Raw genomic sequence first — 19,268 nt, forward strand, 5'->3', positions numbered from 1 at the left:
ATGCGACGACCATGAACCGACTGCTCCTGGGGTTCTGCGCGTTCGCGGTGGCGTTCGCCGCCGTCGACACCTACGTCGTCGTGCTCGCGCTGCCGGACATGATGGCGGCGGTCGGGATCTCCATCGAGGAGCTGCAGCGGGCGGCGCCGATCGTCTCCGGCTTCCTGCTCGGGTACGTCGCCACGCTCCCCCTCATCGGCCGCGTCGCCGACCTGCGTGGCCAGGTGCCGGTGCTCCGGATGTCGCTGGTCCTGTTCTCCCTCGGCTCGGCGCTGACCGCCGTCGCGCCGGACCTGGTCACGATGGTCGCCGGCCGGTTCCTCCAGGGCGTCGGCGGCGGCGGGCTGGTGCCGGCGACGATGTCGCTGGTCGCGGCGATGTACCCGGCGCACCGGCGCGGCATCCCGCTCGGCCTGGTCTCCGCCGTCCAGGAGTTCGGCAGCGTGCTGGGCCCGCTGTACGGCGCGGTCATCCTCGCCTTCGGCTCCTGGCGCGCCATCTTCGCGCTCAACCTCGCCGTCGGCGCGCTGCTGGTGGTCGCGGTCCGCGTCGTCGGCCGCGGCACCGGCCCGCGGCCCGAGCGCCGCCGGGTGCCGGACCTGGTCGGGCTGGCCGCCCTGCTGGTGACGCTCGTCGCCGGCACGGTCACGTTCGTCCAACCACCCTCCCTCAAGCGCGACCTGACCTGGGGCCAGCTCTTCATCCCGTACGTCGACGACGGCTCCCGCTGGGTCACACCGGTCGGGCTGGTCACGATCGTCGCGGCGGCGGTGCTGCTGACCTGGTGCTGGTGGGGCCCCGACCCGCTGATCGACCTGCGCGGCTGGGTGCGCTCCGCGGTCGAGGCCGACCTGGTCGGCGCGCTGCTGCTCGGCGCCGCCCTCGCCGGCGTCGTGCTGGCCTTCGCCACCGCCGACCCCGAGGTGGCCGTCTTCTCGCCGCAGGGGCCGTGGTTCCTGCTGGCCTCGGTGGCGGCCGCCGCCGCGTTCGTGGTGCACCTGCGGCGCGCCGAGCGGCCCGTGGTGCCCCGCGGAGCTCTCCGGGCGACGCCCGCGTGGGGCTCCCTGATCGTCAGCTTCCTCGTCGGCTGGGCGCTGATCGCGGCGCTGGTCGACATCCCGCTGTTCGCCAGGACCACCGTCTACCCGGACTCCCAGCTCTCCGCCGCGCTCGTGCTGCTGCGGTTCCTGGTGGCGCTGCCGTTCGGCGCCCTGCTCGGCGGCTGGCTGCTGCACCGGCTCCCCGCCGGGGCGGTGGCCTGCGGCGGCATGCTCGCCGCCGCGGCGGCGTTCGCGTGGATGGCCCGCTGGGACATGACCAGCCTGGAGTCGCTGACCGCCAACGTGCCGCTGGTCCTCGGCGGCCTCGGCTTCGGGCTGGCCCTGGCTCCGGTCAACGCCGCGATGCTGGCCAGCACCACCGACGACAGCCACGGCCTCGCCTCGGCGCTGGTCGTGGTGGCCCGGATGGTCGGCATGCTGGTCGGCATCTCGGCGCTGACCACCATCGGCCTGCGCCGGCTCTACGAGGCCCGCGCCGAGCAGCCCGACCTCGGGCTCAGCGAGCTCGGCGTGCTGCAGGAGCAGGCCGTCTTCGCCGGTGCCGCACTGGCCGCGACCGCGGCGGGTCTGCTGGCCGTCGTACTGCTCCGCTCGGCGCCGACCCGGGACGTCCCGGTGGCCGAGGCGCTGCGCGCCGGCGGCTGACGACCAGCGCGCGACCGGTGCCCGACCGGTGGTGGCGGCGCTGGTGGGCGCCGCTACTCTCACCCCATGGGTGACTTCGACGACCTGCTGTCCGCGAACCGCGACTTCGCGGGCTCCGACTTCGACTTCGGCGGCTTCGACGGCGTCGCGCACGCCGGCGTGGCGCTGGTGACCTGCATGGACTCCCGGATCGATCCGCTGCGGATGCTCGGGCTGAAGCCGGGCGACGCCAAGATCTTCCGCAACCCGGGCGCGCGCGTGACCGAGGCGGCCCTGGAGGCGATCGTCCTCGGCGTCCACCTGCTGCGCGTGGAGCGCGTCCTGGTGGTGCCGCACACCCGCTGCGCGGTCGCCTCGAACTCCGAGGAGACGCTGCGCGAGCGCGTCGCCGCCTCGGCCGGCACCGACGCCACCTGGCAGCGGTTCCACGTGGTGGAGGACCAGGCCGCGACCCTGGGCCTGGACATCCACCGCATCACCAGCCACCCGCTGGTCCCCGACACCGTCAAGGTCGGCGGCTTCATCTACGACGTCGACTCCGGCCTCCTCGAGCAGAAGTACTGATACATGCCCCTCTCCCCTCTCGGGACGCCGCGGTCCGCCGCGGCCACCACCGCCCTCATGCTCGGATCCGGTGAGCTCGGCAAGGAGGTGGTGATCGAGCTCCAGCGCCTCGGCGTGGAGACGGTCGCCGTCGACCGGTACGCCGACGCGCCGGCGATGCAGGTCGCCCACCGCTCGCACGTCATCGACATGCAGGACGCCGACGCCCTGCGCGCGCTGCTCCGCGAGGAGCGGCCCGACGTCGTCATCCCCGAGATCGAGGCGATCGCCACCGGCGTGCTGGCCGAGCTCGAGGCGGCCCAGGAGTGGCCGCTGCGGGTCGCGCCGACGGCCCACGCCACGGTGCTGACGATGAACCGCGAGGGCATCCGGCGCCTGGCCGCCGAGGAGCTCGGGCTGCCGACGTCGCCGTACGCCTTCGTGGAGTCGCTGGCCGAGCTGGAGGCGGCGGCGGCCGACCTGGGCTGGCCGGTCGTGGTGAAGCCGGTGATGTCCTCCTCCGGCAAGGGCCAGTCGCTGGTCCGCACGCCCGAGGACGTCGCGGCGGCCTGGGAGTACGCCCAGACCGGCGGCCGCGGCACCCAGACCACCCGGTGCATCGTCGAGGGCTTCGTCGCCTTCGACACCGAGATCACCATGCTGACCGTGCGCCACTCCGGCGGCACGTTCTTCCTGGACCCCGTCCACCACCTGCAGAAGGACGGCGACTACTGCGAGTCCTGGCAGGACCCGACCGACGGCTCGGCGCTGGCGCCCGCGGTGGTCGCCGCCGCCCAGGACGTCGCGAAGAAGGTCACCGACGCCCTCGGCGGCTACGGCCTGTTCGGGGTCGAGCTGTTCCTGGCCGGCGAGGACGTGATCTTCTCCGAGGTCTCCCCGCGCCCCCACGACACCGGCCTGGTCACCCTGGTCAGCCAGGACGTCAGCGAGTTCGGGCTGCACGCCCGCGCGGTCCTCGGCCTGCCGGTGGCCGCCACCCGGCTGCCCGGCGCCGCGGCCTCCTGGCCCGTCAAGGTCTCCGGCCACGGCGTACCGTCCTTCGACGGCCTCGCCGACGCCTACGCGGTCGACCCGAGCGTGCAGGTCCGCCTCTTCGGCAAGCCCCGCGTGGAGGGCGAGCGCCGCGTCGCCGTCGCCCTGGCCCGCGGCGCCACCACCGAGGAGGCCCGCGCGAACGCCGAGGCCGCCGCGAACGCGCTGACGGTCACCCTCACCTAACCGCGAGTTGGGGGAAAACGACCTCCGAGTCCCGGCTTGGCGACACCTAGGCGTCGCCAAGCCGGGACTCGGAGGTCGTTTTCCCCCAACTCGCGCTACAGGTGGTCGCGCAGCGCCCGGTCGACCAGGGCGCCCGGCAGGTCGTCGAGGCGGGACGCCAGGGTGGCGAGGTCGCCGATGCCGGTGACCAGGTCCAGCCACGCCTCGGTCTCCCCCACCGGGTCGGCGCCGAGCGCGACGTCGAGCAGGAGCGGGCAGTCGACGGCGCCGCCGTCCGGCTCGGGCGGCAGCTCGGGCGTCCAGCAGCCGACCTCGAGCCGCAGCGGCGCCTGCGGGCCGGCGGCCTCGGCGCGCAGGTCGACGTACCAGAACAGGGCGTCGACTGGGATCCGCAGGTGACCGCGGCGCGCCTTGGCACCGCGCCGCTTGAGCAGCGCGGTGACCGCCTTCCTCGTCTCCGGGACCGTCATCGTCGAACCCACCCGCTCAGGCGTCCAGCGCCTCGACGTCCACCTCGTAGGCGCCCTGCACGATGAACTCCTTGCGCGGCGCCACCTCCGAGCCCATCAGCAGCTCGAAGACCTCGGTCGCCTCCTGGGCGTCGTCGACGGTGAGCCGGCGCAGGGTCCGGCGGCGCGGGTCCATCGTGGTCTCGGCCAGCTGGTCGGCGTCCATCTCGCCCAGACCCTTGTAGCGCTGCACCGGGTCCTTCCAGCGGACGTTCTTCCTCTTCAGCTCCGCGAGCTTCCGCTGCAGCTCGTCGTCGGAGTAGGTGTAGACGTACTTCTCCTGCCCCTTCTTGGGGTTGGAGATCTCGATCCGGTGCAGCGGCGGCACCGCGGAGAAGACACGGCCCTCCTGCACCAGCTCCGGCATGTACTTGAAGAAGAGCGTCGCCAGCAGGCACCGGATGTGGGCACCGTCGGAATCGGCGTCGGCCATGAAGATGATCCGGCCGTAGCGCGCGGCCTCGAGGTCGAAGGTGCGCCCCGAGCCCGCGCCGACGACCTGGATGATCGAGGCGCACTCGGCGTTCTTCAGCATGTCGCCGACCGAGGCCTTCTGCACGTTGAGGATCTTGCCGCGGATCGGCAGCAGCGCCTGGAACTCGGAGTTCCGGGCGAACTTCGCCGTGCCCAGCGCCGAGTCACCCTCCACGATGAACAGCTCGGAGCGCTCGTTGTCGTTCGACCGGCAGTCGGCCAGCTTGGCCGGCAGGGTCGAGGACTCCAGGGCGTTCTTCCGGCGCTGGGTCTCCTTGTGCTGGCGGGCCGCGACGCGGGTCTTGGCGGCGCCGACCACCTTCTCCATCAGGAGCTTGGCCTGCGCCTTCTCGGCCCGCTTGGTGGTGGTCAGGAACTCCTTGAGCTGTGCCGCCACGATCTTGCGGACCGCGCCGCGCACGGCGGGCGTGCCGAGGATCTCCTTGGTCTGCCCCTCGAACTGCGGCTCGGCCAGGCGCACGGTCACCACGCCGGTCAGGCCCTCGAGGATGTCGTCCTTGATGACGTCGTCGTCGTTGACCTTGAGCGCCTTCGACGCGCGCATCGCCTCGTTGAAGGTCTTGGTCAGCGCCGCCTCGAAGCCGGAGACGTGGGTGCCGCCCTTGGGCGTGGCGATCACGTTCACGAACGAGCGCATCGTGGTGTCGTAGCCCGTCCCCCAGCGCACCGCGACGTCGACGGTGAGCTCGCGCTCGACGTCCTGCGGGACCAGGTGCCCGTGGTCGTCGAGGAGCGGCACGGTCTCGGTGAACGTGTCGGTGCCCTGCAGCCGGAGCACGTCGGTGACCGGCTCGTCGGAGGCGAGGAAGTCGCAGAACTCGGCGATGCCGCCGTCGTGGCGGAACTTCTCCTCGGTCGGCTCGGGGCCGCGCAGGTCGCGGATCACCAGCTCGAGGCCGGGCACGATGAACGAGGTCTGCCGCGCGCGGCCGATGAGCCCGTCGAGGACGAAGCCGGCGTCCTTGGTGAAGATCTGGCGGTCCGGCCAGAACCGGACCCGGGTGCCCGAGGTGCCCTTCGCGACGCGCTTGCCCTTGCGGGACAGTCCGACCTGCGGGGTGAACTTCGCCGACGGGCCGTCGCCGTCGAAGACGCCCGGGACACCGCGCTGGAAGGAGATGCCCTGCGTCGCCGGCGACCGGTCGACGTCGATGTCCATGCGGCTCGACAGCGCGTTGACGACCGACAGGCCCACGCCGTGCAGGCCACCGGTGGCCGCGTACGACGAGCCGCCGAACTTGCCGCCGGCGTGCAGCTTGGTGGCGACCAGCTCGACGCCGGTCATGCCGCTCTTGGGCTCCTTGTCGGTCGGGATGCCACGACCGTCGTCGTACACCTCGACCGAGCCGTCGGCGTGCAGCGTGACCTCGACGCGGTGCGCGGCACCGGCGAGCGCCTCGTCGACGCCGTTGTCGATGATCTCCCAGACGCAGTGCATGAGGCCCCGGGTGTCGGTGGACCCGATGTACATGCCCGGACGCTTCCGCACGGCCTCGAGGCCCTCGAGCACCAGGAGGTGGGCAGCGGTGTAGGTGTTGTCGGCGATGGTGGAACTCCCTTCGAACGCAAGCCAAATCTACCCGCGACACGCCGGAGGTCGTTGCAGGCACACCCGAGGAACGTGGGCCACCATGTCGCCACCGGCCAGCGCACGGGCATCTGCGCCGGGGGCGGCATCGGGGTCGCTGAGGAGGCGCCCGCCGCGGCCGGTCACAAGGTTGTTTCGGGCCGTGAAATTCTGGTCACCCGCGGCGGTTCCCGTGGTTGTATGACGTGGGTCAGACCACACGTGGACGGGAATCTTTGATCCAGCCGCTACGTTGATCCGGGCGACACCCTTTTCGGGTGCCGAAGGAAGAGAGAGAGGCCGTCGTGACAACTGCCGTTGCCCCCAGCGCCCCGCTGACCGCCGAGGACCGGTGCGACCGGTGCGGCGCTCAGGCCTACCTCCGTGTCGAGCTCAACTCCGGGGGGGAGCTGCTGTTCTGCGCTCACCACGCCCGTGAGCACGGCACGGCGCTGAAGGAGATCGCCCACCGCGTCCACGACGAGACGCACAAGCTGACCGGAACTCCGGCCACCGCGCCCGACGACGAGCGCTGACGCCCACCCACCATCAGTCGACGAAGGGTCCCGGGTTCACCGGGGCCCTTCGTCGTACCCGGACCCGTTCCGGGCCGCCTCCCCCACGACCGTCAGGAATCCACCCGCACCATGGGCATCGTCTTCGCTCTCGCCGCCGCCACCGCCTACGGCGTCTCGGACTTCGTCGGGGGCATCGCCTCCCGTCGTACGACGGCCTGGCCGGTGGCGCTGCTCTCGGTGGTGGGCGGCCTGGTCGGTGCCCTCGTGATGGCGGCGACCATCCAGGGCGACCCGACCACCGCCGACCTGCTGTGGGGCGCGCTGGCCGGTGTCGGTAGCGGCGCGGGCACGGCGTTCCTCTACCGCGGCTTCGCCACGGGTCGGATGGGGGTCGTGGCGCCCGTCTCGGCCGTGGGCGCGGCCCTGCTGCCGGTGGCCGTCGGCGTGCTGACCGGCGAGCGCCCCGAGGCGCTGGTGTGGCTCGGGATCGCGGCCGCCCTGCCCGGCATCTGGCTGGTGGCACGGGATCCGAACGCCGACCCCGACGCGCCCGGTGGCACCGCCGGCCTGGTCGACGGCGTCCTCGCCGGCGTCGGCTTCGGCGTGCTGTTCCTGGCGCTGGGCCAGGTGCCCGACGGTGCCGGGTACTGGCCCCTGGCGATGGTCCAGGTCGCCGCGATGGCGACCATCCTCGTGCTCGCCGGCGCGTTCGGCGTGGAGTGGCGCCCGACGGAGCGCAGCGAGGGCTGGGGCTTCGTGGCCGGCCTCCTGGCCAGCGCGGCGGTGCTCTTCTTCCTCCTGGCCACCCAGTCCGACCTGCTCACCATCGCTGCCGTGCTCACCTCGCTCTACCCCGCCGTGACGGTGCTGCTCGCGGCCGTGGTGCTGCGCGAGCACATCTTCCGGCCGCAGGCGGTCGGCCTGGCGCTGTGCGGCAGCGCCGTCGCGCTGGTCGCGCTCGGCTGACCGGATCGGCCGATCCCGCCCGCGGCCACCTCGGCGGGTCTAGCGTGCCCGCATGCGAAGGACGCTGGCCGCGCTCCAGCTGATCGGCTTCCTGGTCGCCGGGCTGGCGATGGTCGCCCCGGACCCGGGCCGCCTGGTGCGGGACTGGGCCGGCTCGACGATCTATCCCTGGTGGGCGGCGGTGTACGCCGTGGCGGGCGTGGCTGGCGCCGCGGCACTGCTCCTCGCCCCCGACCGGCGCTGGGCACCCGCGGTCACGGCCGCGCTCGTGGTGCCGGCAGCTCAGCTGGCCGGGTACGGCCTCGTGGCGGTCAAGCACTGGAAGCCGGCAATCGGCATCGGCGGGAACTACGCCGGCAAGCCCGACGAGCTCGCAGCCCTCGCGGCCGTCGTCGCCGTGGCGGCCGCGGTGGCGACGGCGTGCGCGCTGGCCCAGCTCGTCTCGTGGCGCGCGTTCACGGCGCGCCCCGACCCCGCCACCGCCCTACTCCTCGGCTGCGCTGGCGCGCTGGTCGTCGTGGCCCTGCCCGTCGGCATCGCCGAGGGCGCTCCGGACCTGCTGGACGCCACGTCGCTCGGCGCCTTCGCGCTCGCCTACTCGGCGCCGATCGGCCTCTGGGTGGCGGGCGCCGGATGGCTCCGGGCTCCGCTGCGAGCGACGGCGATCGGCTCGTGCGCCGCGGCCGCCGGGTTGTCGGCGCTGATGATCAGGCCCGAGCTGAGCCACCACCATGGACGCCCCGCGCTGCTCGCGACCGCCCTGCTGCTCGCCGCCCTCGCCGCTCTCGCCGCTCGCACCACCGCCCAGCCGGGCACACCGGGGCAAAAACGACGCCGAGTCGGCAGAAACTCTCTGCCGACTCGGTGAGTCCCACGCCGAGTCGGCAGAAAGTTCCTGCCGACTCGGCGTCGGGTGATCAGTCGAGGTAGTCGCGCAGGACCTGCGAGCGCGACGGGTGCCGCAGCTTCGACATGGTCTTCGACTCGATCTGGCGGATCCGCTCGCGGGTCACGCCGTAGACCTTGCCGATCTCGTCGAGCGTCTTGGGCTGGCCGTCGGTGAGGCCGAACCGCATCGAGACCACGCCGGCCTCGCGCTCCGACAGGGTGTCGAGCACGGCGTGCAGCTGCTCCTGCAGCAGCGTGAAGCTGACCGCGTCGGCGGGCACGATGGCCTCGGAGTCCTCGATCAGGTCGCCGAACTCGGAGTCGCCGTCCTCACCCAGCGGGGTGTGCAGCGAGATCGGCTCGCGGCCGTACTTCTGGACCTCGACGACCTTCTCCGGGGTCATGTCGAGCTCCTTGGCGAGCTCCTCCGGGGTGGGCTCGCGGCCCAGGTCCTGCAGCATCTGGCGCTGCACGCGGGCGAGCTTGTTGATGACCTCGACCATGTGGACCGGGATCCGGATGGTCCGGGCCTGGTCGGCCATCGCGCGGGTGATCGCCTGGCGGATCCACCACGTCGCGTAGGTCGAGAACTTGTAGCCCTTGGTGTAGTCGAACTTCTCGACCGCGCGGATCAGACCGAGGTTGCCCTCCTGGATCAGGTCCAGGAAGAGCATGCCGCGGCCGGTGTAGCGCTTGGCGAGCGAGACGACGAGACGCAGGTTGGCCTCGAGCAGGTGGTTCTTGGCGCGGCGACCGTCCTCGGCGATCCACTCCAGCTCCTCGTGGAGCTTGGGCGCGATCTTGCCGCCCCCGCCGAGCTTCTCCTCGGCGAAGAGGCCGGCCTCGATCCGCTTGGCGAGCTCGACCTCCATCTCGGCGTTGAGCAGCGGGACCTTGCCGATCTGCTTGAGGTAGTCCTTGACCGGGTCGGCGGTCGCACCCGCGACCATGACCTGCTGCTCGGGCTCGTCGGTGTCGTCGGCGGCCGAGACGACGAAGCTGGCTTCCTTCTCGTCCTCGGCGATCGACGGGTCGGACTTCACATCCTTCTCGAACTGCTCGTCGGAGATGTCCGGGAGCACCTTCTTGCCGTCGGGGCCCACCGCGGGGGCCTGCGCCGCGGCGGCGGGCTCGGCGTCGGCGGCCTTCTTGGCGGGCGCGGCCTTCTTCGCAGGAGCCTCGGCGGCGGCCTTCTTGGCCGGGGCCGCCTTCTTGGCGGCGGCCTTCTTGGTGGCGGTCCTCGACGTGGCCGCGACCGCCCGGGTGTCCGCGGGCATCGCCACGGTGATCCCCAGGCCGGTGATGTGGGCCATCAGCGGCTTGAGCTGGGCCGGCGCGACGGCGGCGTCGGTGAACGCCTGGCGCACATCCTCGGGAGTCACGCTCCCGGTCGGGGCCGCACGCTCGATGAGAGCGACGATGGAGGGGTGCTCAAGCACCTCGGTCGGGACCTTGCGTGCGTTCGAGGACACGAACACCTCTCGATACTTGCGGAGATTCCGATACGGGCAGTCAGGGCGCGGCGAAGCCCGGAGGCGTCAAGACCGCTTGCCTTCATTGTGCCACGGCCGCGGTGAAGTCCTGAGCCGGCCCAGACCTTTTCCCGCCCCGACGCCGTCGCCGCCGCCGTGACACCGACCACGAGCCGGTACGCCGGCAGGCGGGCCGCGGCCCTGTCCGGCCGGTCCGCCACGCCGCGGACGCCATGGCGAACCTCACGCCGGGGTCGGGACCGGGTCGGGCCCGGGACCAACCTCAGGCACCGGCCTTGGCGGCGGCCTTCTTCTGCTTCTTGTAGTCGCGGACCTTCTGCAGCGAGTCGGGGTCGACCACGTCGGCGACCGAGCGGTAGCCCTCGAGCGCGTAGTCGCCGGACACCTTCTCCCAGCCGGCCGGGACCACGCCGAGCTGCTTGGCCAGGAGGGCGACGAAGATCTTCACCTTCTGCGCGCCGAAGCCGGGCAGCGCCTGGAGTCGCTTGGCGAGGTCCTTGCCGTCGGCGGCCTCGGTCCAGATGCGGGAGGCGTCGCCGTCGTACTCGTCGGTGACGATCCGGGCCAGCTCCTGCAACCGCGCCGACATCGAGCCCGGGAACCGGTGGATCGCCGGCGTGGTGGCGCAGAGGGCGGCGAACTCCTCCGGGTCGGCCGCGGCGATCTGCGCAGGGTCGAACGAGCCGAGCCGGCCGTTGACCTTGTGCGGGCCCGCGAAGGCGTGCTCCATCGGGTACTGCTGGTCCAGCATCATCCCGACCAGAAGCGCGAACGGGGAGTCGGTGAGCAGCTGGTCGGCGGCGTCGTCGCCGGTGATGTGGATCGCCATGCGCCCATTGTCCCTGCGCCCCGGAAGACGCGCACAACGCCGTCCCCCGCGCGGTCCGCGCGCCCGGGTGTGGCGCGCGCGCCTGTCACCCGCAGTCAAAGAGTTGTCGCGCCAGGTCAAGTCTCGGCGCAAGGAATCTGCCCACGATGAAGGGCGAGAGGTCCGAACGCGTCCTCACCCGGATAGGAGATTCCATGGCACTCAACGACGAGGGCACCATGATCCGCGCCGTCGTGCTCACCGACGGCAAGCTCGAGCTGACCGAGATCCCCGAGCCCACGCCCGGTCCCGGCGAGGTCCTGGTCGACGTGCTGGCCACGGGCATCTGTGGCTCCGACAAGTCCTGCATCCACCACCCCGAGGCGTTCAACGCCGCCTCGCAGCGCAACTTCGGCGTGGAGATGCTCGACCTCACCAAGCCGCTCGTCCTCGGCCACGAGTTCTCCGCGAAGATCGCCGCCTACGGCCCCGACACCGAGCAGAAGCTCCCCGTCGGCACCCGCGTCGTCGCCGTACCCGCGCTGCCGCGCGAGCAGAGCGTCCTGGTCGGCTTCGGCGGCATCGAGACCCCCGGCGGCTTCGCCGAGAAGGCCGTCGTCAACGAGCAGCTGCTGGTCCCGGTCCCGGACAACGTCTCCGACGAGCTCGCCGCGCTCACCGAGCCGATGGCTGTGGCGCTGCACTCGCTGAACCGCATCGAGATCGACGAGAACGACGTGCCGCTGGTCGTCGGCTGCGGCCCGATCGGCCTGGCCACCATCCTGCTGCTCAAGGCCCGCGGGATCGGCCCGGTCGTGGCCACCGACCTCTCGCCCGAGCGGCGCGAGTTCGCCAAGCGCGTCGGTGCCGACGTGGTGGTCGACCCGGCCACGGACAACGCCTACCAGGCGTGGATGGCCGCCGCGGCGACCGACGACCCGGCCAAGATGGCGACGCCCACCATGGTCGCCGGCCAGCTGCCGCTGCGCCCGACCGTCGGCTTCGAGTGCACCGGCGTCCCCGGCCTGCTGGCCCAGATGATGACCGGCGCTCCCCCGGCGAGCCGGATCATGGTGTCCGGAATGAACCTCGGCGACGACGTCATCCAGCCCGGCACCGGCATCCTCAAGGAGCTGGACATCAAGTTCACGCTCTACTACACGCCGCAGGAGTACGCGCAGGCCCTCGGCATCATGGCCTCGGGCGAGGTCGACGCCTCGCCGCTGATCACCGGCGAGGTCGGGTACGACGGCATCGCGGACGCGGTCGCGAAGCTCGGCACCTCGCCGACCGACGCGAAGATCCTGATCAAGCCCGGTCTCTGACCTGACCGGACCCGGTCCCCGAGACCGGCTGATCGACCCCTTCGGCTGGGGCGGGTGCTACCCGCCCCAGCCGAACGCGTTCGCGCCGCCGAGCACCACGGCGGCCCACAGGGCCAGCGACGCGATCCCCAGCCACACCGGGCGGCGCGGGGCGGTGTGGAACGCCCGGAAGCAGGCCGCCAGCAGCACCGCCCAGGCCAGCAGCAGGGCGGCCAGCACCCACCACGGGACGATCGCGGCGCTGGCCAGGTAGAGCAGCAGCGACGCGGCCATCACCACCAGGCCGGCGAACGGCCACGGCGAGACCGGGCGACCGGTCGCCGGGTCGAGGCTGACCCGCCGCACCCGGCGCCGACGCGCCACTCAGTCCCCGCTCTCGGCGTCCCCGGACGGCTCGACGTCGTCGTTCCAGGCCGGGTCGTGCTCCCAGGCCTCGGTGCGCTCGGCGGCCTTCTCCAGCGCCCGCGCGGCCTCGGCCTCGGTCTCGTAGGGACCCAGCCGGTCCTTGTTCGGGCAGCCCTCGGTGCCCTCGACGGTGTGGTGCTTGAGACAGAACCAGTACGCCATGGGGTGAACCTACTCCGTACCACCGCCCGCGCCCGCCGATCCGCGGCCCCGACGCAACACGAGCGTTACCCGGCATGAGTAGGGTCCGGACATGAGCACCATGTTCGACGGCTACGGCGCAGGCGGGCCGGCCTTTGACGAGATGTTCGACGGTGCGCAGCTGCGCTCGCCGTACCTCCGCCTGCGCGACTCCCTCGAGAAGATGACGACCCCCGAGCTGGTCAGCCGGGTCGAGGCGCTGCAGGCCAGCTACCTCGACCAGGGCGTCACGTTCGACATCGGCGGAGAGGAGCGTGCGTTCCCGCTCGACATCCTGCCGCGGGTGATCGAGACCGACACCTGGTCCACGATCAACCGCGGGGTGCAGCAGCGCGTCAAGGCGCTCGAGATGTTCCTCTCGGACGTGTACGACGCCGGCAACGTGTTCAACGACGGCGTGATCCCGCGCGAGGTCATCATGACCTCCTCGCACTTCCACCGGGCCGCGGCCACGATCCGGCCCGCCAACGGCGTGCGGGTGCACGTCGCCGGGATCGACCTGATCCGCGACAACGCCGGCGAGTTCCGGGTGCTCGAGGACAACGCCCGCGTGCCGTCGGGCGTCTCGTACGTGATGACCAACCGGCGCGCCATCTCCGCCGCGCTGCCCGAGACGATCACCCAGCACCGGATCCGCCCGGTCGCGGGCTACCCGCAGCGGCTGCTCTCCGCGCTGCGGGCCGCGGCGCCGGCCGGTGTCACCGACCCGACCGTCGTGGTGCTGACCCCCGGCGTCTACAACGGCGCCTACTTCGAGCACGCCCTCCTGGCCCGGACGATGGGCGTGGAGCTGGTCGAGGGCCGCGACCTGGTCTGCCGCCGCGGCGAGGTGATGATGCGCACCACCAAGGGCCTGGCCCCGGTGCACGTGATCTACCGCCGCATCGACGACGAGTTCCTCGACCCGGTGCACTTCCGCGCCGACTCGATGCTGGGCTGCCCCGGCATGATCGACGCCGCGCGGGCCGGGAACGTGACGCTGGCCAACGCGGTCGGCAACGGCGTGGCCGACGACAAGCTCGTCTACACCTACCTGCCCGACATCATCCGCTACTACCTCTCCGAGGAGCCGGTGCTGCGCAACGTCGACACCTGGCGCCTCGACGACCCGGAGTCCCGCGAGGAGGTGCTGGACCGGCTCGACGAGCTCGTCCTCAAGCCGGTCGACGGCTCGGGCGGCAAGGGCATCGTGATCGGGCCGCGCGCCACCGCCGAGGAGCTCGACGTGCTCCGGGTCAAGCTGCTGGAGGACCCGCGGGCGTGGATCGCCCAGCCGGTGGTGCAGCTCTCCACGGTGCCGACCTTCGTCGACGGCGAGCTCGGACCGCGCCACGTCGACCTGCGCCCGTTCGCGGTCAACGACGGCGACGACGTGTGGGTGCTGCCCGGCGGCCTGACCCGGGTGGCGCTGGCCAAGGGCGAGCTGATCGTGAACTCCTCGCGCGGCGGCGGGTCCAAGGACACCTGGGTGCTCGCCGGTCCGCTGGAGTCGATCACGGTCGGGCAGCAGCAGGAGCAGCAACAGCAGCAGGCCTCGGCCGCCGACTCGGTGGCCGGCGAGATCGCGACCGAAGGGACCGACGCATGCTGAGCCGGATCGCGGAGTCGATGTTCTGGATCGGCCGCTACGTCGAGCGGGCCGAGGACACCGCACGGATCCTCGACGTGCAGACCCAGCTGGTGCTGGAGGACGCGACCGTCGACGAGGAGCACACCTGCCGGGACCTGCTGGCCAGCATGGGCATCGAGCCCGAGGACTTCCCCGACACGCTGAGCGTGGACCGGGTGCTGGCGGCGCTGGCGTACTCGCCGTCCTCCCCGTGGTCGATCGCCAATGCCCTGACCTCGGCGCGCGAGGCCGCCCGCGGCGCCCGGGAGACGCTCTCGGTGCCGCTGTGGGAGGTCATCAACACGACGTACCTCTCGATCCCGTCGCGCCGCTTCGAGTCGCTGCGGCCGCCGTACGTCTTCCAGTGGGTGCGCGAGCGCGCCGCGCTGATCAACGGCACCGCGGACGCCACGATGACCCGCGACCTGGGCTGGCACTTCCTGGTGCTGGGGCGGTTCATCGAGCGCGCCGACATGACCTCGCGGATGGTCGCCTCGACGGCGCTCGCCGGAGGCTCGGCCGAGCAGTGGCGGACCACGCTGCGCGCCTCGGGCGCCTACGAGGCGTTCCTGCGCACCTACCGCGGCCTGGAGACCGAGCTGGCGGCGGCGGAGTTCCTGCTGCTGGACCGGCTCTTCCCACGGTCGGTGGCGTTCTCCCTGGCGCGGGCCGAGCAGTGCCTGGAGAACCTGGGCGACGAGCCGCGGCGGGCCGGGTTCGAGGACGAGGCGCACCGGCTGATCGGGCGGACGCGGGCCGAGCTGGAGTACCGGTCGCTCGCGGACCTGATCACGGGGTTGCCGGAGGAGATGGAACGGCTGCAGCAGACCTGCGCTGCGGCCACGGACGCGATCACCCGGCGCTACTTCGCGGGCGCCGAGGCGGTCTCCTGGAAGGGAGTGCGGGTGTGATGCAGCTGCGGATCGTGCACACCACCGAGTTCACCTACGACGGCACGGCCAGCGCGTCCTACAACCAGGCGCGGCTGAGGCCGGTGACCTCGCCGGAGCAGATCGTCGTGCACCACCGGCTCGAGGTGACGCCGGCGCCGTGGTCGTTCTCCTACAGCGACTACTTCGGCAACCTGGTCGCCGCCTTCGAGGTCGCGGACCCGCACGAGTCGATGAAGGTCGTCGCCACCTCGACCGTGCAGGTCAACCGCGCCGACCCGGCCGACCCGAGCACGCCGTGGGAGGCGTACGCCGAGCGCGAGATCGCCGACCGCTGGACCGAGTACCTGATGCTGCCCGAGCTCGTCGCCCCGCCCGCGGACTTCCTGGCCGAGGTGCGTGCGGTCGCCGACGTCGCCGCGCTGCCCGGCGCCGCCGCCCGCGAGATCTGCCGCCTGGTCCACGACGCGATCGAGTACCAGCCCGGCGCCACCGACGTCTCGACGCCGGCCGCCACCGCGTGGAAGCAGCGCGCCGGCGTCGTGCAGGACATGGTCCACCTCGCGATCGGCGCGCTCCGCGCCATCGGGATCCCGGCGCGCTACGTGTCCGGGTACGTGCACCCGTCCGTCGAGCCGGTGGTCGGCGAGACCGTGGCCGGCGACTCCCACGCCTGGCTGGAGTGGTGGGACGACGGCTGGCGCGGGTTCGACCCCAGCACCAACGCGGCCCCCGACGACCGGTACGTCGCGATCGCCCGCGGACGGGACTACGACGACGTGCCGCCGCTGCGCGGGATCTACTCCGGCGCCGAGACGTCGCAGATGGAAGTGTCCGTGCAGGTGACGCGGGTGTCCTGACGCTTGCTGCCGTTGCCCCCTGGTGGGTGGTGGGTCGTGTGCCTGAGGCCCTGGTCGGTGGTGGGTCGTGTGCCTGAGACCCCGGTCGGTGGTGGGTCGTGTGCCTGAGACCCCGGTCGGTGGTGGGTCGTGTGCCTGAGACCCCGGGCGGCGGTGGGTCGTGTGCCCGAGACCCCGGGTTGGGTGGGTCGTGTACCTGAGAACCCTCTATGCGCGGGTGTCAGGCACACGACCCATCTGGCAGCGGCGGGATCAGCTGGTCTAGCAGCAGTCGTGTACCCGAGAACCCGCTATGCGTAGGTCTCAGGCACACGACTCCCCCGCGGCGCCCGGACGCTGCCGCAGCGCGCGTCAGATGCGGCCGGCCAGCCGCTCTACCCGCAGCACGTCGAGCTCGTGCTCGACGTCGCCGCTCATCACGGCCGCGAGGCGCAGGTGGCCCAGCGCGTCGTCGTACCGGCTCTGGCGCTCCAGCGCCCGGCCGAGCGCGTGGCGCGCCCAGGTGTCGGACGGATCGTCCTCGACGAGCGCGGACAGCTCCTCCTCGGCCTTGACCAGCTGGGCGCGCATCATGAACGCCCACGCACGGAGACTGCGGAGACCCCGGTTGCGCGGGTCGGACTCCAGGGCGGGCTCGATGAGCAGCAGTGCCTCCCGCGGCGCGCGGCGGGACAGCAGGTCCCAGGCGTCGCGGTACGCCGTCTCCGGCGCGCCGGTCTGGCCGGGGAACACCACCGCGGGCGCGGCGAGGGTCGGTTCGGCGTCGAAGGCGGGCTCGTGCATGACCACCTCAACTGTGCGACCGGGCCGGTTGTTCCCTAGTCTGGAGGGCGGACGGGCTGGCCGGGCGACCGCGTGATCCCTTCGGGGGTCCCGAGGAAAGTCCGGGCTCCACAGAGCAGGGTGGTGGGTAACACCCACCCGAGGTGACTCGCGGGACAGTGCCACAGAGAACAGACCGCCGGTCTCCTCAGGGAGGCAGGTAAGGGTGAAACGGTGGGGTAAGAGCCCACCAGTGCCCCGGGTGACCGGGGCAGCTCGGCAAACCCCACCCGGAGCAAGACCAGACAGTGCACGACGGTTCCGACCGAGAGGGCTGCTCGCCCGAGTGCACGGGTAGGTCGCTCGAGGCCACCGGCAACGGTGGCCCTAGATGGATGGTCGCCCCCTGGCAACAGGGACAGAACCCGGCTTACAGGCCAGCCCGTCCCCTATAGGCCGCTGACCTGCGGAAACCCTGATCTCGGACTGTTTCAGTCCGCAGTTAGTCCGCACGAGTCCGCAGACCTGTGGCGCGCCGGTCGGATCGAACAACCATCCGCATCCGTCGCCCGGCACTAGCGTGCGCTGTCATGAGCGAGGGCGCCGTCGCGGATGAGAAGCGGATGAAGCTCCGCTACGCCGGCGCCTGCCGCCTCTGCGGCGCCGACCTACCGGCGCGGGCCGAGGCGATCTACGAACGCGCGACGAAGACCGTCCGGTGCGTCGACTGCTCCCCCACCGGCGCGGTGGCTGAGGTGCGAGCGCAGCAAACCTCGAAGTCACCGGAGCCGGACGAGCCGCTGACCCGGGTGGTCGAGCCTGTCGAGACCCCGGAGCCGATCGACGCCGGCACTCCCGGCGCCTCGGCCCGCCGCGAGTTCGAGCGTCGCCAGGCCAAGCGCGAGGACCGCATCCGCGAGAAGCACCCGAAGCTCGGCGGCCTCATCCTGGCGCTGAGTGACGATCCGCAGTCGACCACGGCCTGGAAGACCGGCGCCATCGGCGAGGAGCGCCTCGGCGAGAAGCTCAACGCGCTGGCCTCCGACTCGGTGCGCGTCCTCCACGACCGCCGCATCCCCGGCTCCCGGGCGAACATCGACCACATCGCGGTGACGCCGTCCGGCATCTACGTCATCGACGCCAAGCGTTACAGGGGCCGCCCGTCGCTCAAGGTCGAGGGCGGCCTCCTCCGCCCCCGCACCGAGAAGCTGCTCGTCGGCACACGCGACTGCACCAAGGTCGTCGAGGGCGTGCTCAAGCAGGTCGACGTCGTGCGTGGCATTGTCGGCGAACAAGTTCCGGTCACGGGCGTGCTCTGCTTCATCGAAGCCGACTGGCCGCTGATCGGTGGTGCCTTCACGACCCGCGGCGTAGAGGTTATTTGGCCGAAGAAGCTCTACCCGCGACTCATGGGGCCGGGACCTCTCGAAAGCGAGATCGCGGACCTCTACGCCGCGATCGCGGCCGCGCTACCTCGCTCCTGACGCCGTTGGATGGAGTCCGCAAGGCGCGTCGAACCGCCCACTATGACGCGGCCGGCGCGACCTACCGTCCTCGGTGGTTGTCCGCTCAGGTGGACCTAACAGGACAACTCTCGGGCCCTGGTCTCGCGCTGCGGAGGATCCCCGACATCGGGTTCGCGCAGGTCAGGACACCAGGCGGGCCGCCCAGCACTGGGTCCGGGCCACGTCAGAAGCAGGTTCGCCTGTCCGAGGAGGAGCAGGCCGAGGTGGTCGCCCGGCATGAGGCCGGCGCCTTCAAGAAGGAGCTGGCTCGCGCCTACGGCATCCACGTGGAAACGGTGCGGGCGATTATCAAGCGGCACGGTGATCGCCACTCACGACGTGCAGTCGCCGCCGGCCAATTGCAGTGGACCGGCGGCGATTGCGCTTCGAGCTACGCGATCAGCGACTCGTCACGCTCGGGCCCAAGGGGCTGGATGTCGAGCGCCAACGTCGCCGATCCCCGGCGCAGCGCAGGCACCTCGGTGTACGCCCGCAGGATAGGCAACGGTTCACCGAGACTGAGCCCAACGCGCTGTCGGGGTCCGCCGGTGGTCTCGTACGTCTCCTCGGTGGTGAAGACGCCGCGGATACGCCAGCAGCCGACCGGGGTCTGGTCGAATACGGCGACGACACGGTCGCAGGCGGAGGCCTTAGCGACGGTCATGGCCCAGGCGCGCTCGACCCAGGGCTCGAGCTCGGCGAGGGTGTAGGCGGGATCGAACGTCTTGTTGACGCTCACGAACATCACGGGGACAGGCATGTGTCACCACTTTCTGGCCGCTAGAGCAGCCGTCTGCTGACCGCCTTGTGCGGTCATAACGACATCGTAGTCCGTGGGGGCGACCCCAACGCCGCCGATCGAGGATGCGTCTAGCCAGCGACCGGGCGGAGCGCTGGCTCAGCCCGCTTCTCTGCCGACAAAACGGGCTGACTGCTCACGCCGTCGACTCCACGAAGTGCCTCGACAAACGCCGCGAGA

At 71.8% G+C, this 19,268-nt stretch carries 19 protein-coding genes and 1 other RNA gene; 12 read left to right on the forward strand and 8 right to left on the reverse strand.

Features of this window, described 5'->3' with window-relative positions:
• Positions 1 to 11 precede the first annotated feature (11 nt).
• The 3 genes from ABLM29_RS11575 (at position 12) to purT (ending at position 3,488) form a co-directional block, all read left to right on the forward strand.
• On the forward strand, positions 12 to 1,706 hold the full coding sequence (locus ABLM29_RS11575) for an MFS transporter (protein WP_349714262.1): 1,695 nt from the start codon (positions 12 to 14) through the stop codon (positions 1,704 to 1,706).
• Between the two features lie 66 nt (positions 1,707 to 1,772).
• On the forward strand, positions 1,773 to 2,270 hold the full coding sequence (locus ABLM29_RS11580; RefSeq protein ID WP_349714263.1) for a beta-class carbonic anhydrase: 498 nt from the start codon (positions 1,773 to 1,775) through the stop codon (positions 2,268 to 2,270).
• Between the two features lie 3 nt (positions 2,271 to 2,273).
• Entirely contained in the window at positions 2,274 to 3,488 is a 1,215-nt protein-coding gene (purT, locus tag ABLM29_RS11585; RefSeq protein WP_349714264.1) for a formate-dependent phosphoribosylglycinamide formyltransferase, read from the forward strand.
• Positions 3,489 to 3,583: 95 nt separating this feature from the next.
• On the opposite strand, the gene ABLM29_RS11590 is transcribed toward purT, so the two are convergent.
• Together ABLM29_RS11590 and ABLM29_RS11595 are read right to left on the reverse strand one after the other, a co-directional pair.
• Positions 3,584 to 3,958: a hypothetical protein gene (locus ABLM29_RS11590; RefSeq protein WP_349714265.1), complete on the reverse strand. Its 375-nt coding sequence runs from the start codon at positions 3,956 to 3,958 to the stop codon at positions 3,584 to 3,586.
• Positions 3,959 to 3,974: 16 nt separating this feature from the next.
• The gene (locus tag ABLM29_RS11595; RefSeq protein ID WP_349714308.1) at positions 3,975 to 6,068 is read right to left on the reverse strand and encodes a DNA gyrase/topoisomerase IV subunit B; all 2,094 of its coding nucleotides are present in this window, start codon (positions 6,066 to 6,068) and stop codon (positions 3,975 to 3,977) included.
• A 296-nt stretch (positions 6,069 to 6,364) separates the two neighbouring features.
• Between ABLM29_RS11595 and ABLM29_RS11600 the strand changes: the two genes are divergently transcribed.
• From ABLM29_RS11600 to ABLM29_RS11610, 3 genes are all read left to right on the forward strand, one after another.
• Positions 6,365 to 6,595, forward strand: a complete 231-nt coding sequence (locus tag ABLM29_RS11600; protein ID WP_349714266.1) for a DUF7455 domain-containing protein — start codon at positions 6,365 to 6,367, stop codon at positions 6,593 to 6,595.
• 111 nt (positions 6,596 to 6,706) lie between these two features.
• Entirely contained in the window at positions 6,707 to 7,543 is an 837-nt protein-coding gene (locus ABLM29_RS11605; RefSeq protein WP_349714267.1) for an EamA family transporter, read from the forward strand.
• 52 nt (positions 7,544 to 7,595) lie between these two features.
• Positions 7,596 to 8,411, forward strand: coding sequence for a hypothetical protein (locus tag ABLM29_RS11610; RefSeq protein ID WP_349714268.1), 816 nt, complete (start codon positions 7,596 to 7,598; stop codon positions 8,409 to 8,411).
• Between the two features lie 49 nt (positions 8,412 to 8,460).
• On the opposite strand, the gene ABLM29_RS11615 is transcribed toward ABLM29_RS11610, so the two are convergent.
• Together ABLM29_RS11615 and ABLM29_RS11620 are read right to left on the reverse strand one after the other, a co-directional pair.
• The gene (locus ABLM29_RS11615) at positions 8,461 to 9,909 is read right to left on the reverse strand and encodes an RNA polymerase sigma factor (protein WP_502889219.1); all 1,449 of its coding nucleotides are present in this window, start codon (positions 9,907 to 9,909) and stop codon (positions 8,461 to 8,463) included.
• 277 nt (positions 9,910 to 10,186) lie between these two features.
• Complete coding sequence (locus tag ABLM29_RS11620; RefSeq protein WP_349714269.1) at positions 10,187 to 10,753, reverse strand: HhH-GPD-type base excision DNA repair protein; 567 nt, start codon at positions 10,751 to 10,753, stop codon at positions 10,187 to 10,189.
• Positions 10,754 to 10,947: 194 nt separating this feature from the next.
• On the opposite strand from ABLM29_RS11620, the gene ABLM29_RS11625 reads away from it, so the two are divergent.
• Positions 10,948 to 12,057 (forward strand): zinc-binding dehydrogenase, encoded by a 1,110-nt coding sequence (locus ABLM29_RS11625; RefSeq protein ID WP_349714270.1) that lies wholly within the window; start codon positions 10,948 to 10,950, stop codon positions 12,055 to 12,057.
• A gap of 57 nt (positions 12,058 to 12,114) precedes the next feature.
• On the opposite strand, the gene ABLM29_RS11630 is transcribed toward ABLM29_RS11625, so the two are convergent.
• Both ABLM29_RS11630 and ABLM29_RS11635 read right to left on the reverse strand, forming a co-directional pair.
• On the reverse strand, positions 12,115 to 12,420 hold the full coding sequence (locus tag ABLM29_RS11630) for a hypothetical protein (RefSeq protein ID WP_349714271.1): 306 nt from the start codon (positions 12,418 to 12,420) through the stop codon (positions 12,115 to 12,117).
• Positions 12,421 to 12,624: a hypothetical protein gene (locus ABLM29_RS11635; protein WP_349714272.1), complete on the reverse strand. Its 204-nt coding sequence runs from the start codon at positions 12,622 to 12,624 to the stop codon at positions 12,421 to 12,423.
• A gap of 91 nt (positions 12,625 to 12,715) precedes the next feature.
• Here ABLM29_RS11635 and ABLM29_RS11640 point away from each other — a divergent pair, with 91 nt between their 5' ends.
• From ABLM29_RS11640 to ABLM29_RS11650, 3 genes are read left to right on the forward strand one after another with little or no spacing between them, the layout of a single operon-like run.
• Positions 12,716 to 14,254: a circularly permuted type 2 ATP-grasp protein gene (locus ABLM29_RS11640; RefSeq protein ID WP_349714273.1), complete on the forward strand. Its 1,539-nt coding sequence runs from the start codon at positions 12,716 to 12,718 to the stop codon at positions 14,252 to 14,254.
• On the forward strand, positions 14,248 to 15,183 hold the full coding sequence (locus ABLM29_RS11645) for an alpha-E domain-containing protein (protein ID WP_349714274.1): 936 nt from the start codon (positions 14,248 to 14,250) through the stop codon (positions 15,181 to 15,183). Before ABLM29_RS11640 ends, ABLM29_RS11645 begins: the two co-directional genes overlap by 7 nt.
• The gene (locus tag ABLM29_RS11650) at positions 15,183 to 16,022 is read left to right on the forward strand and encodes a transglutaminase family protein (protein ID WP_349714275.1); all 840 of its coding nucleotides are present in this window, start codon (positions 15,183 to 15,185) and stop codon (positions 16,020 to 16,022) included. Before ABLM29_RS11645 ends, ABLM29_RS11650 begins: the two co-directional genes overlap by 1 nt.
• Positions 16,023 to 16,373: 351 nt before the next feature.
• On the opposite strand, the gene ABLM29_RS11655 is transcribed toward ABLM29_RS11650, so the two are convergent.
• A complete protein-coding gene (locus ABLM29_RS11655; RefSeq protein WP_349714276.1) occupies positions 16,374 to 16,805 on the reverse strand; it encodes a tetratricopeptide repeat protein in 432 nt (143 codons plus the stop codon).
• A 52-nt stretch (positions 16,806 to 16,857) separates the two neighbouring features.
• Here ABLM29_RS11655 and rnpB point away from each other — a divergent pair.
• Positions 16,858 to 17,233: RNase P RNA component class A (rnpB, locus tag ABLM29_RS11660), an RNA gene on the forward strand.
• Positions 17,234 to 17,374: 141 nt separating this feature from the next.
• Positions 17,375 to 18,268, forward strand: coding sequence for a nuclease-related domain-containing protein (locus tag ABLM29_RS11665; RefSeq protein ID WP_349714277.1), 894 nt, complete (start codon positions 17,375 to 17,377; stop codon positions 18,266 to 18,268).
• 412 nt (positions 18,269 to 18,680) lie between these two features.
• Here ABLM29_RS11665 and ABLM29_RS11670 read toward each other — a convergent pair whose 3' ends face one another.
• Complete coding sequence (locus tag ABLM29_RS11670; protein WP_349714278.1) at positions 18,681 to 19,049, reverse strand: hypothetical protein; 369 nt, start codon at positions 19,047 to 19,049, stop codon at positions 18,681 to 18,683.
• Between the last annotated feature and the right edge of the window lie 219 nt (positions 19,050 to 19,268).

The sequence above is a fragment of the Nocardioides sp. YIM 152588 genome (assembly GCF_040191335.1).
GTDB lineage: Bacteria > Actinomycetota > Actinomycetes > Propionibacteriales > Nocardioidaceae > Nocardioides.